Annotated in this window: 14 protein-coding genes; 11 read left to right on the top strand and 3 right to left on the bottom strand. The window is 32.8% G+C overall.

Translation table 11 applies throughout. The features are described 5' to 3' along the window. Window positions 1-6: 6 nt before the first annotated feature. The 7 genes from ACW0JX_RS18210 (at window position 7) to ACW0JX_RS18180 (ending at window position 5,717) form a co-directional block, all read left to right on the top strand. On the top strand, window positions 7-1,416 hold the full coding sequence (locus tag ACW0JX_RS18210) for a glycoside hydrolase family 1 protein (RefSeq protein WP_089171649.1): 1,410 nt from the start codon (window positions 7-9) through the stop codon (window positions 1,414-1,416). Window positions 1,417-1,446: 30 nt separating this feature from the next. Next, window positions 1,447-2,154, top strand: coding sequence for a GntR family transcriptional regulator (locus ACW0JX_RS18205; protein ID WP_095690302.1), 708 nt, complete (start codon window positions 1,447-1,449; stop codon window positions 2,152-2,154). 219 nt (window positions 2,155-2,373) lie between these two features. Then, window positions 2,374-2,565 (top strand): hypothetical protein, encoded by a 192-nt coding sequence (locus tag ACW0JX_RS18200; protein WP_000006458.1) that lies wholly within the window; start codon window positions 2,374-2,376, stop codon window positions 2,563-2,565. A gap of 187 nt (window positions 2,566-2,752) precedes the next feature. After that, window positions 2,753-4,186, top strand: a complete 1,434-nt coding sequence (gene pdxR / locus ACW0JX_RS18195) for a MocR-like pyridoxine biosynthesis transcription factor PdxR (RefSeq protein ID WP_000454956.1) — start codon at window positions 2,753-2,755, stop codon at window positions 4,184-4,186. Window positions 4,187-4,219: 33 nt separating this feature from the next. Next, window positions 4,220-4,576, top strand: a complete 357-nt coding sequence (locus ACW0JX_RS18190) for a CidA/LrgA family holin-like protein (protein WP_000878380.1) — start codon at window positions 4,220-4,222, stop codon at window positions 4,574-4,576. A gap of 23 nt (window positions 4,577-4,599) precedes the next feature. Continuing rightward, window positions 4,600-5,271 (top strand): LrgB family protein, encoded by a 672-nt coding sequence (locus tag ACW0JX_RS18185; RefSeq protein ID WP_053563775.1) that lies wholly within the window; start codon window positions 4,600-4,602, stop codon window positions 5,269-5,271. 20 nt (window positions 5,272-5,291) lie between these two features. Next, window positions 5,292-5,717, top strand: a complete 426-nt coding sequence (locus ACW0JX_RS18180; protein ID WP_000214633.1) for a YfmQ family protein — start codon at window positions 5,292-5,294, stop codon at window positions 5,715-5,717. Between the two features lie 22 nt (window positions 5,718-5,739). Here the strand turns inward: ACW0JX_RS18180 and ACW0JX_RS18175 are convergent, their stop codons facing one another. Next, window positions 5,740-6,141, bottom strand: coding sequence for a CBO0543 family protein (locus ACW0JX_RS18175; protein ID WP_053563776.1), 402 nt, complete (start codon window positions 6,139-6,141; stop codon window positions 5,740-5,742). After that, window positions 6,116-7,294: a DUF2515 domain-containing protein gene (locus tag ACW0JX_RS18170; protein ID WP_088025026.1), complete on the bottom strand. Its 1,179-nt coding sequence runs from the start codon at window positions 7,292-7,294 to the stop codon at window positions 6,116-6,118. Before ACW0JX_RS18170 ends, ACW0JX_RS18175 begins: the two co-directional genes overlap by 26 nt. Before the next feature lie 302 nt (window positions 7,295-7,596). Here ACW0JX_RS18170 and ACW0JX_RS18165 point away from each other — a divergent pair, with 302 nt between their 5' ends. The 4 genes from ACW0JX_RS18165 to ACW0JX_RS18150 are packed head-to-tail and all read left to right on the top strand — an operon-like array spanning window position 7,597 to window position 10,951. Continuing rightward, entirely contained in the window at window positions 7,597-8,583 is a 987-nt protein-coding gene (locus tag ACW0JX_RS18165) for a UDP-N-acetylglucosamine 4,6-dehydratase family protein (protein ID WP_000932612.1), read from the top strand. After that, a complete protein-coding gene (locus ACW0JX_RS18160; protein ID WP_000739091.1) occupies window positions 8,580-9,491 on the top strand; it encodes an NAD-dependent epimerase/dehydratase family protein in 912 nt (303 codons plus the stop codon). The genes ACW0JX_RS18165 and ACW0JX_RS18160 overlap by 4 nt, the downstream gene beginning before the upstream one ends. Continuing rightward, window positions 9,488-9,838 carry a DUF6572 domain-containing protein gene (locus ACW0JX_RS18155; RefSeq protein WP_002094117.1) on the top strand — a complete coding sequence of 117 codons (351 nt, stop codon included), beginning with the start codon at window positions 9,488-9,490 and terminating at the stop codon, window positions 9,836-9,838. The genes ACW0JX_RS18160 and ACW0JX_RS18155 overlap by 4 nt, the downstream gene beginning before the upstream one ends. A 48-nt stretch (window positions 9,839-9,886) precedes the next feature. Continuing rightward, the gene (locus ACW0JX_RS18150) at window positions 9,887-10,951 is read left to right on the top strand and encodes an undecaprenyldiphospho-muramoylpentapeptide beta-N-acetylglucosaminyltransferase (protein ID WP_053563777.1); all 1,065 of its coding nucleotides are present in this window, start codon (window positions 9,887-9,889) and stop codon (window positions 10,949-10,951) included. Between the two features lie 79 nt (window positions 10,952-11,030). On the opposite strand, the gene ACW0JX_RS18145 is transcribed toward ACW0JX_RS18150, so the two are convergent. Further along, window positions 11,031-13,751, bottom strand: a complete 2,721-nt coding sequence (locus tag ACW0JX_RS18145; RefSeq protein ID WP_459244989.1) for a sensor domain-containing protein — start codon at window positions 13,749-13,751, stop codon at window positions 11,031-11,033. Between the last annotated feature and the right edge of the window lie 183 nt (window positions 13,752-13,934).

The following is a 13,934-nucleotide window of genomic DNA, read 5'->3' as shown; positions in this document are numbered from 1 at the left end:
TATACTATGAAGTTTCCACATGATTTTTTATTCGGAGCTGCTTCAGCTTCTTATCAAGTAGAAGGTGCATGGAATGAAGATGGAAAAGGTGTTACGAATTGGGACGAGTTTTCAAAAATTCCTGGCAAAACATACAATGGAACAAATGGTGATGTAGCTGTTGATCATTATCATCGATATAAGGAAGATGTTCGCTTAATGGCTGAGATGGGATTAGAATCGTATCGTTTTTCTATTTCTTGGGCGAGAATATTGCCGACTGGAGATGGAAAGGTAAATGAAAAAGGGATTGAATTTTATAACAACTTAATTGATGAATGTTTAAAATACGGGATTGTGCCGTTTGTCACTTTATATCATTGGGATTTACCATTACCGTTAGAAAAAGATGGTGGATGGACGAATAAAAGAACAGCAGAGGCTTTCGTAAAATATGCAGAAACTTGTTTTAAGGCATTTGGTGACAGAGTTAAGCATTGGATTACTTTTAATGAGACAGTAATGTTTTGTGGATTAGGTTATTTAAAAGGTGCACATCCACCAGGAATCCAAAATGATGTTCCAAAGTATTTTCAAGCGACTCATTATGTATTTTATGCACATGCGAAAACAGTTGCGGTGTACAAGCAGCTGAAACAATATGGTGAGATTGGGATTACACATGTTTTCTTACCTGCTTATAGTGTGGATGATCAAAAAGAAAATATACTAGCAGCAAATCATGCGAATGAATATGAAACGTATTGGTATTATGATCCAATTTTAAAGGGCGAGTATCCGTCTTATGTTGTACAACAATTAAAGGAAAAAGGATGGACTCCTAATTGGACGGTTGAAGAATTAGAAATCATTAAACAAAATGCAGAAGAAAATGATTTTATTGGCTTGAATTATTATCAACCAATACGAGTAGAAAGATACGATATGGATATAAAGAGTGAGGAACATTCTCGAGAAAACTCAACGCTTGCTCCAGGTAACCCTTCTTTTGATGGTTTTTATCGAACAGTTAAAATGGATGATAAAACATATACAAAATGGGGATGGGAAATATCTCCCGAAGGTTTCTTAGAGGGATTGCATATGTTGAAAGCGCGTTACGGTGACATAAAGATGTATGTAACGGAAAATGGACTTGGTGATGAAGATCCAATCATTGACGGAGAAATTGTAGATGTTCCGAGAATTAAATTTATTGAAGCGCATTTAAAAGTAATGAAGCGTGCAATTGAAGAGGGAATTAACTTAAAAGGTTATTATGCATGGTCAGTGATTGATCTTTTAAGTTGGTTAAATGGATATAAAAAGCAATATGGCTTTATTTTTGTCGATCATAATGATAACTTAAAACGTAAGAAGAAACTTTCGTTTCATTGGTATAAACGTGTGATCGAAACGAGAGGGGAAGAGTTATAACAGATAAAAGAGTATTTTAGGAGAAAGTGTATGAGTGCAAAGTATAAACAAATTGCAGATGTGTTAGAGCAAAACATTCGAGATGGGCTTTTTAATGAAACGAAAAAACTACCTACAGAAGAAGCGTTGATGAATCGATTTGAAGTAAGCCGTAATACGATACGTAAAGTAATTAGTCAGCTTGTGAATAGAGGTTATATTTTTCAAGTGCAAGGTAGTGGCATGTTTTTACGCGAAACTTCTGTAACAGATTACATTAATTTAGGAAGTTTACGTGGATTAACGAAAAATCTTGTTTCACAAAATATTGAAACGAAAGTGTTAGAGCTGGAAGTAATAGATGCGGACGAAGAGATAGCAAAGCGGATGCAATGCGAAGCTGGAACTAGGTTGTATTTTTTGAAGCGCTTAAGAATTGTAGATGCTAAACCATTCTCTATTGAAGTAAGTTATTTCAAAAAGGGTATTATTCCATATTTGAACGAAGAAATAGCATTAAGCTCTGTATACAGTTATTTCATTGAAGATTTACGATTAAATATTGGTTTTGCTGATAAAGTTATTAGTTGTGAAAAAGTAAATAAAGAAAATGCACAGCTTTTAGAATTAAATGAAGGTCATCCGGCGCTTCTTATTGAAAATACAGTGTATCTTGTAAATGGAACAATTTTTGAGTTATCTCAGTCGATGTTTCATTATGAAAAGGCGAAACTTTTAAATCGAATTAATTTTAAATGAAAAATTATCGTGTGAAAAAAGCAACTGGTCCTAAGTGATCAGTTGCTTTTTATTTTTTAAGTGGATGAGCAAAAAAACACGAAAGTGGTTGGTCCGCTTTTTGCAAACATCTATTATGATAAGAGAAGAAAGGTAGTATGTTATCAACGTTTTAAAGAGGAAGGTTTTTATGTAAGTTCTTTAATTAAAATAGATGGGTCTTAGAGAGGTGAAAAGACAATGAGTTTTGCAATTTCACTAGTCGTTATTATTGTAATTGTATCGCTATTTGGGACTGTACTAGTTGCAAGAAACGTGGAGGAGAATTACGGTAAGTCTACAAAAAGAAATGTGAAAAACTTATCTGCAATCTATATTCTTCTTCTTTTTGTTCTACTGGCCGGGGTAACATGGTATGCGGTAATGATTTGATAGTTTGTAAAAGAACTGGAAATGAGAGTATGAAGTTGGAATTTCAGAAGCTATTGAGTAATCAGAAAGAGAACCATTTTGGATATAGCCATTTACGGATAAGAAAATGTGACTAATTAATACTATTTTTACGGTGAATACTGTTAGTAAAAAATGAGGATAGTTCGTTTTGAAAGGAGGGAACTAGATGGAATGGAAACCAAATCGTGCAGATAAGACACCTGTATATAAACAAATTGCTGATTATATTGAAAGAGGCATTTCTTCAGGTGAATTTCCTTCTGATAGTAAGTTACCTTCTGAGCGTATATTGGCAAAGGAATTACAGGTGAACCGGAGTACAATAGTAGCTGCGTATGAAGAATTAAAATCACTTGGAGTAGTAGAACGGCAAAAGGGAAGCGGAACACGGGTTAATACAGACATATGGGGTGTCTCACATAAACGAATACCGAACTGGGGTAGGTACGTGGAGGATGGATCGTTCTTACCTAACGTACCACTCGTTCAACAAATTCGAACGGAAACACAAAAAGATGATTTAATTAATTTAGCGAGTGGTGAACTGTCACCAGAATTAATTCCGAGTGATAGATTTCGAACAATTTTGGCGGAGAAAACATTTATGGAAAATCTCGGCTATGACCATCCACTTGGAAATGAGATGTTGAGAAAAACAATTGCAGCACATGTTCAGCAATATAAACAAATTGAAGCAGATTCAAGCTCTATTCTTATTACGTCTGGAGCACAACAGGCGCTTAATCTTATCGTTCAATGTTTATTAAAACCTGGCGATGCGATTGCGATTGAAGATCCGTCATATTGTTTTTCGCTTCCAATGTTTAAATCGGCCGGTTTAAACATATTTCATTTACCTGTTGATGAGCATGGAATGAATCCAGATGACTTAATCGATTTGCACAAAAAGCATCGCATTCGTATGGTATTTTTGAATCCAGATTATCAAAATCCAACAGGTACTGTGCTTTCATTAGCGAGACGTAAAAAGATTTTAGAACTGTCTTCTGAGTTCGGTATACCAATTGTAGAAGATGATCCGTATAGTTTAATTTCTTTTAATGGAGAAGTGAACCCGACATTAAAATCAATGGACCAAAATGGAAATGTTCTTTATATAAGTTCATTATCAAAAATTGTTGCATCAGGATTACGTATTGGATGGATAATTGGTCCTACACGCGTAATTGAGCGTTTAGCAGATGCAAAGCAACAAGTTGATTTTGGCCATAGTGTATTTACGCAGTGGGTAGCAAATCAATTTTTAGAATCAAAGGATTTTCATACACATATTACGATACTTCGTGGACAATTGAAGCAAAGAAGAGATGAATTAATTGCAGAGCTTGAAGGAACATTGGGAGACCGAGTTGAATGTTTCGTGCCAGAGGGTGGAATACATGTATGGTGTAAAGTGAAAGGAAAGTTTGATGAATATCACTTATTAGGTGAATCTATACGGAATGGTGTCGCATTTGTTCCGGGCAGTGTTTTAGGTTCGAAAAATGAATATATACGATTTACGTTTGGTAGAGCGAATATAGAACAAATTCAACTTGGAATTAAACGGTTTGCCGACACGCTAAATGAAATTTCATAATATGGATGTGTGATAGTGAAATGAGGGAAAGAAATGAAGTACGTGATGCTTTTACTTCAAGTAGGCGTGCTATATATATTTAGCTTAGTGGGTACGTGGATTCAGGAAATATTCCATCTATCAATACCGGGAAGTTTAATAGGGATGTTAATGCTGTTCCTGCTCCTTTCCACTCGCATTTTACCGTTAAAATGGTTTGAGTTAGGTGCGGAAAAGTTAATCGTATTTTTACCGTTATTTTTAATCCCTTCGACAACAGGGCTGATGGAATACGGGTCTTTTCTTTTAAGTAAGGGGAGTATTATATTCCTTTTAGTAGTTGCAAGTACTGTAGTAACTTTGATTGTTTCAGGGTATATAAGTCAATTATTAATAACAACAAAAAAATAAAATCGACAAGGTGCACGATTCAAATGGTCTTAATTATTATTACTGTAGCAATTTATTTCTTGGCGACAAAGCTATATAAAAAATTTACGTTTGCATTTACGTTACCGGTGTTAACAGTTACGGCAATTATGATTTGTTTATTTTTCATTTTTGATATTTCTCATCATGAGTATAGGGAAAATGGAGGAGACATTCTTTCAAGCTTATTGAGCCCTGCAATTGTAGCATTAGCCATACCTCTATTTAAAGAGCGAAAGATACTTATGAAAAATTTTTTATCGATACTTATTGGAGTAGTGATAGGTATAGTAGCTGTAACGAGTATGAATGTAGTGATTGGCGGAATTTTAAATATAGATAAGGAACTTATATTAACTACTTTACCACAGTTAGCAACGATGCCTATTGCCCTATCATTAGCGGATCAAATTGGTGGTATTCCATCTATGACTTCTAGTTTTGTAGTTGTTGCAGGAATAACAGGTGCTATTATCGGACCAACAGTACTTAAGCTTTTCAGTATAACAAGTACGATTGGAAAAGGAGTTGGAATGGGCTGTGCATCACATATTATCGGTGTGAGCCGTTTAGTGAAGGAAGGCGAGAAAGAAGCGACTATCGGTTCGGTAACGATGATTGTAACTGGAATACTCATTAGTATACTAATACCGTATGGAACGAAATTTATTTTTTAAATGTAATGGAGATGATAACAATGACAACATGGTTTATAGTTACATTATTTGTTTTTGGAGCTATTAAAGTATTAGTTTCTAGCATGCCCACTTCTGTTGTAGAATCAATTATTAGTAAATTTGAATTGCATCAAAAGCTTGAGGCGGAAAATACTTCTATATCGATAGATGGAAAAAATATAGAGGGAGAAATGAAACTACAAGTTATTCATGAATTTAATGAGGCTTTGTTTTTAGATAAACATTATTTCCCGCCGCACGGAGAAGGGACACCAATAGTCATTGATACGAAGAAAGGGAATAAAGAGATTAGGTTTTCTCTATATAGCTATGAGGAACATGTTGATGTCATTAAGCAATATAAGAAGAAAGTCGTTGCCTATCGTTTACGCTCTAAAAGCCTTCAAACACTGGCACCATTAGCAATAATGGAAGAGTATGCTTAAGAAGGGACCTATAATGGTCTCTTTATTTTTTTATCCAATTATATACGTTCCAAATAAAAGAATAAAAAATCATATAACCAAATAAAGAATATGTATGGTTCCAATTCGCACTATGTACAAATAAACCTAAACTTTCAGCAATCTGTTCAAAAAGGCTAGCGCAAATACCGATCGAAATAATAAATAGAATTCTAGAAACTTTAGATAATTTTTTTGAAATGTGTATAAAGATAACTGTTAAAATCGGCAGTACGAACAATGTAAAAGCTATATTAACTGAAAATGTGGATGAGAAGGGTCTAGCTGGAAAGGAATATATTTGTTTATGAACAAAAAAAGCATCTAAACAAGTTCCAATAATAGAAGAGAGAAAGATTGTAACTACTAATGCTAGAAACTCATTCTTCTTCTCGGAGGAGGACATTTTTCTTTGCGAGAATTGCGAGTTCAATTTTTTCGAGTGTTTTGCAGTAGTCTTCTGTAATTTGTCCATTTATATTTTCCTCCTTATCAACTAAGTAATTTACAACTTGCCAATCGGTAAACCAATCTTCACTGTCAACTTCTTCATGCTTCATATCTCGCCATGCATAGACGAGTGAAGGACTGTATATACGATAAGCGCCACTTCGCAACTGGCATTTTTTTATTCGGCGCTTATAAAACTCACGGGAAAAAGATTCATTTACACTTGAAAATAAATGGGGCCAGTAATCTTTCCTTGAGCCTGTATGCGGATGATGTTGGGCCCAGCTTATTATTTGAGATAAAACATGTGTATCTCGAAATAATAATGAATACAATCTTTTTCCAATTAATATGCGTTCATGTAAGGAAGTGAAATGTTTCATTGTATCACCAAATAGTAATACTTTTTGTTTTTTATCATTTTCGTAGAATGGGAAAAGGATATGATTAAACTGAAAGAAATCAAAGAGTTTAAATCCAATACTATTTAGTACAGTCTTTTTAAATTGTACATTTTGAATCACTCTTTTTTCTAAGTAGTTTTGTTCATTAACAATAGTTGCAATCGCTAATGTTTTTTTGTTGCCTGTTTTCCAAAAATCGTTCCACATCGTTTCCATAAATGTAGAAACATTTAGGTGAGGGAGAAGGTGAAATAACTTTTGTGATCTCTTTACACTTTGTTCGTAAAGTAAAAATTGAGGGTATACATCTTGGAAAATAAGCCAATTCCCTCTTTCTAAAAAAGAAAAAAATATGAATTGATCTTTCTCTGATAAAATTCTCGTATATAAATCGCCCTTTAAATCAGTCATATTCCAACCGCCGTTACGTGATACCATATGCCCAAGCAGTGCCCAATGTATTTCTGGATATTGAATGTAAAATTGGTAGTATGCGCGTGTTCTTGTAACATTATTTTTATTTAGCTGTTCTGTTTGTATTTTTATTTTGTTGATGATGAGTTGCTCTTCTTTCGTTAATTTATACATGGTATCAGAAGGAATAAGTTTGCTTTTTTGTTTCAATTCATTTTTTACATCGAATAGGGAGAGAGGCAGTGCTTTGGAAGGTCCGTTATATGTATGATATGAATTGTTTCGGTCCATTCCGTTACCTCCCTTTTTCATAAATTTAAACATGATTATTGGCTATGAATCATTCTATTTATTTTATTACGAGTATAAGAAATAAATGAGCGGTGTTTTTTTACAAGGAATTTATTTATCATGCAAACAGTATAAAAAATCTTACTGTTGTGAGGTGAAATGAAAAACAGAAACTAAGTTTAATAGTTTCTGTTTTTTTATTTTGTCAATTAAATGTAACAAACGACGATTATGATTTGAATCAATTGAAAATAATTCAATAAATATTATTTAAATTGAGATGTTTCGTAGGAGGAAAAGGAATGTTAAATAAAATAATTTTAATTACTGGTGGTACAGGTTCGTGGGGGCATGAACTTATAAAACAACTATTAGAAAAATCACCGAAAGAAATTAGAGTTTTTTCAAGAAATGAAACGGTCCAGTTTGAAATGCAGCAACAGTTTATAAATGATGATAGGTTAAAATTTATTATTGGAGATATTCGTGATAAAGATCAACTAGTCTATGCTTGCCAAGGTGTACATTATGTGTTCCATCTTGCAGCTTTAAAACATGTTCCAGTATGTGAGTATTATCCTTATGAAGCTATAAAAACCAATATACATGGTACGCAAAATGTAATTGAAGCCTCTACACAGACGCAAGTTGAAAAAGTTATATATGTTTCAACGGATAAAGCAGCTGATCCATCAAATACGTATGGGATGACAAAAGCAATTGGTGAAAAATTAATGGTTCATGCGAATATACAAACGAAGAAAACAAAATTCATTTGTGTTCGTGGTGGAAATGTTTTAGGAACGAGTGGAAGTGTAGTACCGCTTTTTAAACAACAAATTAAAAGATCTTCACAAGTAGGGATTACCGATGCGAATATGACTAGATTTTTCTTAACAGTTGAAGATGCTGTTGGATTGTTATTTAAAGCAGTATATCAAGGTAGAGGCGGGGAAATCTTTGTTATGAAAATGCCGGCATGTAAAATAACAGATTTAGCAGAAATATTAATTGAAGATTCAAAAAAAGAAAACATTAAGGTGAAAGAGGTAGGGATAAGACCGGGTGAAAAATTAAGTGAAATGCTTCTATCTGAGGTAGAGAGTAAAACAAGTATAAGCTTTGATCAAAATTATTTTGTGGTACTACCGACGATTCCTATCGAAGGACTTCAAGAATATTATTCTAGCTATCCGCTAGTGGATGTGAAGAGTTTTAGTTCTCAACAAGACTTGCTTGCAAAACATGAGGTGAAACAAATGCTATTAAAAGGAGGGTTTTTGCGATGAAAAAAAATGCGAGCCTTTTAATAACTGGTGCAAATGGTTTCACAGGACGCCATGCTTGCCAATATTTTTTAGAGCAGGGCTTTCATGTAATTCCTATGTTTCAAAATCGTGCACATAGAGAAAAAATTAGAAATGGTATTACTTGTAATTTAACTAATAAGAGCGAAGTAATGAAGGTAATGAAACAAATAAAGCCAGACTACGTATTGCATTTAGCAGGAAGGAATTCGGTTATAGAATCTTGGACAGCTGCTCTTGAGTATATAGAGATTAATGTAATAGGAACGTTATATTTATTAGAAGCAATTAAGCAAGAAGCCTCGCATTGTAGAACATTAGTTATAGGATCTGCTTTGCAAGCAGATAGTATGAACGAAATAAAAATTTCAAATCCATATAGTTTAAGTAAAACGATGCAAGTCATTATTGCAGAGGCTTGGGGAGGATTAATGGATTCAAATATTATCATTGCAAAGCCCTCAAACTTAATTGGTCCAGGGGAATCGAATGGCATTTGTTCGATTCTCGCAAAGAAAATGATAGATATAGAATCAGGTAGAAGTAAAGCCATTATTGAAGTAAACAGTTTGAAAGATAGTAGAGATTTTCTAGATGTACGTGATGCGATTAAAGCGTATCATGTGTTATTACGAGATGGAATAAATGGAAAACAATATAATATCGGATCAGGAGTAAAACGATCTTTATTAAATGTACTAGAACAATATAAAGAATTAACACAGCTAAATTTTTTTATAGAGGAAACAGAGAAAAATGGGAGCGACTCAAATGAGAGTTTAGCAATAGAGGAAATAAAAAGGTTAGGTTGGATCCCAGAAATTGAATTTCATCAATCATTAAAAGATGTACTTGAGTATGCGAAGTGTAGTGACATCTGCATGCAATGAAAAACAAAAAAGGGTGTAAGAAATATATGAATGATTATGAAATAATAGATAATCAAAATACGCTATTTCTTTCAATTGTTGATACGTTGGATTGGAGAGATGAAGAAGCGCATGTATTGCGTCTTTATGAGGCAATACATAAATATCAAGCGTATGTAGAAGAAAAAAGGGTTAATCAAATAAAGTCAGCATTAGAGACGGAAACTAGATATGTGATTCAAATCTTTGCTCAATACGAGTGTAGTGAGTATGGAAATGATTTTTATGAACTCATTAAAGATCTTTTACAAGATATAGAGGTGGAGTTAAAGATTTATATAAAAAATAATAAGTTTATTTACATTTAAAAGGTAAAGAGATAGCTAGATTTTTAATAATAAAGGTGGGTATAAGTTATGAGCAAAACGATTCTTTTTACTGGGGGCGGTACAGCCGGACACGTTATGATTAATATTGTATTAATTCCTAAATTTATAGAGAAAGGCTGGAGAGTCGAGTATATTGGATCAAAAAATGGAATTGAAAAATCATTAGTGCAAAATGTTAAATACAATAGTGTTTCAACGGGCAAGCTTAGGAGATATTGGGATTGGGAAAATTTTAAAGATCCTTTTAAAATTATACGAGGGTGTTTACAAAGTTATAAATTAATTAAGAAAACAAAGCCTGACGTTATCTTTTCAGCAGGAGGATTTGTTTCAGTTCCTGTAGCTATAGGAGCATGGTTAAATCGTGTGCCTATAATTATACGTGAACCAGATAGCACATTAGGACTTGCTAATAAAATAGCATTACCTTTTGCTACAAAGCTATGCACAACATTTCCTCAGACAGGAGAAAATGTAAGTAATGAGAAGAAGGTTTATGTAGGACCAATTGTAAGGGAAGAAATTGAGAAGGGTAACGTATTACGAGGAAGAAGATATTGTGAATTTCAGCAAGATAAACCAGTATTATTAATTATGGGTGGGAGTCAAGGTGCTAAGTGGATAAATGATATGGTAAGGGAATGTTTAGATACAATACTATTAAATTTTAATATTATTCATATATGTGGTAAAGGAAAGGTAGACCCATCTATTGGTATGGAGGGGTATATGCAATTTGAATATATAGGCGACGAGTTGCCGCATATACTAAATATGGCAAGTGTTGTAGTTTCTAGAGCGGGTTCTACTGCTATTTCTGAATTGTTATTTTTGAAGAAACCGATGTTGCTTATCCCGTTAACTAACAGTTCCAGTAGGGGAGATCAAGTTTTAAATGCTGAATATTTTTCACGGCAAGGATATGCTGAAGTTATACTCCAAGACAGAGTAAGTACGAATACATTTATACATGCAGTAAATAAGTTGTATACAAATAAGGAGAAATATATTCAAAACATGAATGGGTATAAGAAAACAAATGATGAGGGGATTCATCAAATAATAGATATAATAAATGAAGTGGTGAAGTAATAGAAATGTAAATAGAAAAACAAAAGGAAAGAAGGTATCTTCTTTCCTTTTTGCTATATTTGTTCTAATTAGTTATGTACTATGGGTGAATGCCGTTTTCTAATAGCTCAGTAAATGCATGAATATGAATAGGTTTACTGTAATAATAACCTTGAATAAACTGACATTTATTTTTTTGAAGGAAATTTACGTGCTCTTTTGTTTCTACACCTTCAGCAATGACAGACATTCCTAATGTATTTGCTAATGTGATGATCGTTTTAATAATTTCCATTCCATCATCACATGTTTCAGACATTGTAATAAATTCTCTCGGGATTTTTAACGTATCAATTGGATATAAAGGTAAGTAGGCTAGCGAAGAATAACCTGTACCAAAGTCGTCGATTGAGATGTGAATCCCTAAACTTTTTAGTGTACGCAGTTTTATCAATGTTTCTCGCTCATCCATCATTGCAATTCGCTCTGTTAATTCAAGATCAAGAGAGCTTGCTGGTAAACCTGTATTTGTTAAAGTAGAAGAAATAGATTTTACAAAATCCTCTTGTTCAAATTCTTTAGCAGATAAATTTACACCTATTTTTAAATGTGAATATCCGAGTGCGTGCCAACGTTGCATTTGCTTACAAGCCTGCTCTAATGTCCATTTTCCTATTGAAATAATTTGTAGTGTTTCTTCTGCAATCGGAATAAACTCGTATGGAGAAATAATACCTAATTCAGGATGATTCCACCTAATTAAAGCTTCTGCACCGATAATTTTATTAGATTCACTATCAACTTGAGGTTGATACAAAAGGAACAATTCTTCATTTTGTAGTGCGTTTGGTAAATCTTTTTCTAATCGTAATCGTCTTTCAATTTTTTTAGCGATTACATCGTCATAAATAGAGACAGAATTAAGCTCTTTTGCTTTTGCATCATACATTGCAACATTAGCGTTTTTCAGAAGTGTAGCGGTATCGATTCCGGAATGTGGATAAATAGCGATACCGATACTCAGTGATAAAGTTAATTTATGCTCATGTATGATAAATGATTTTTTCATGCATTCAAATAATTGGTTACATAATTGGAATAAGTAATCTTCGTCAGTATAGTTTTCAATTATGATTGTAAATTCATCGCCACCGATTCTTGAAAGATGAGTATGTGATGGAAGACATGATTGGAATCGCTTTGCTACTTCTTCTAATATGTAATCTCCTGACGAATGTCCAAGTGTATCGTTAATTGCTTTAAAGCGATCTAAATCTAAATATAATAATGCAAACTCGCTTTCTGTTATTTTAGCATTTTTTATAACTCTCTTTAATTTCTTATGGAAAAAGGCACGGTTCCCAATTTTCGTTACAGTGTCATGGAATGCTAAATATTTTATTTCTTCTTGCTGTTTTTTTAGTGCAGTAATATCTTTCACCATAATATAGCTTCCTGAAATTTGTCCGTCTATTATAATAGGAATGATTGTAACGTATAAAAAATAAGTAAAGCCATCTTTATATTGAGAACTAAGTTGTAAGAATGCCGATTCTTGTTGTTTCACTTTTTCTAATGCCAATGCTAGCTTATGCTTATCTTCATCTAAAATGATCGAAAAACAAGTTTCGCCTAGTAACTCATCCGTTGGTGCCCCAAGTAGTACACTCCCAGCCTTATTTACATTTAAGAATGTTCCATTTAAATCAATGGTGAAAATAGGGTCAGGATGATATTCATATAATGATTTAAACTTTTGTTGTTTTTGAGAAAGAGCCTCTGATTTATGAACTAAATCAGACGTCCGTACAGTAACTTTTTCTTCTAGTTGGGCATTAAATGCCTGTAAACGTTTTGTTAAGGAATTGTTTTGCATACGTACGATAGAATGACGAATGAGTACGAAAATAAAAGTAATACAATTCCCTGTAATGAGAGTTGAAGATGATGTTTGTTCTTTTAATGTAAACCCGATTAGTATTGCAACAGCAAGATAGGGAAATACAACTAAAGCTTTTTTTCCTATTATAGGGTTTACAATGAAATAATTTTTATGGCTATTATGACCTTCTGAAATAGAGCCAGCTATTGCAATAAGTAATATAGGTATTCTATATAAAAGACGTAATAATGTTATTGTTTCTGTTGATAAGTGGTTATTTAAGTAAAAATAAATATAGTTAAAAGTTGCAGAACTTATTAATACAAAAATAAATATATAAATTTTCCGTTTGGAATTAAAAATTGTTGGACGGAAAAAGAGACTAACACCTAGCAGTAGAAATAATAAATCTGCAATTGGATATAAAAATGAAAGGAAAACATCTCCTAGTGAAAGAGCGAATATATTTAAATTTGGTTGATTAAATAAATACCATTCTAATGTAAATATGGAAGTAAGCACTATGCATATATCACAAATAAAGAACGCTTTTTCCCATTTATTGCATTCCTTTAAGATTTTATAGGAGAAAGCGATAAGACAGAAAAGTAGAAAAACCATGTAAAATACATCAGAAATAGTAAAACGATGTATTGGAATTTCGAAGAAGCTATCTTGATATGTATATACTATTTTCCCTAATAAAAAACTACCAATTGCTATTGTAATACATATCCAAAATGGATTTGAACTGACTTTTTTAGAATATATAGAGTAAATCAGTGATACAAATGTAATGGCTTCGACGATAAGTGAAGCGAAGCGTACATCTGAATTTGAAAAATGAGTAGGGAACAGATAGAAAAACATAAAATAGATTGAATAGCATATTAATGTTCCGATTAATATACATAATTGTAAATTTTTATTTAATTTCAATGAAATCACCTTCTTTAATTATGCACTATGTTCGTTATATCTATACATAATAATATTATTTAAGAATTGTATCAGATTTCCTTATAAAAATCATGTTTATAAGGAAAGTGTTAAAGAGTATAAGTATTCTCAAAGTTGAAAAAATATTGCGGTGGATAGTATAGACGGTATCAAGACTTTAAA

This window comes from Bacillus sp. C-3-6 (assembly GCF_054509685.1).
The sequence above is the reverse complement of the archived record's forward strand: the minus strand, read 5'-3'. Positions and strand labels throughout refer to the sequence as shown.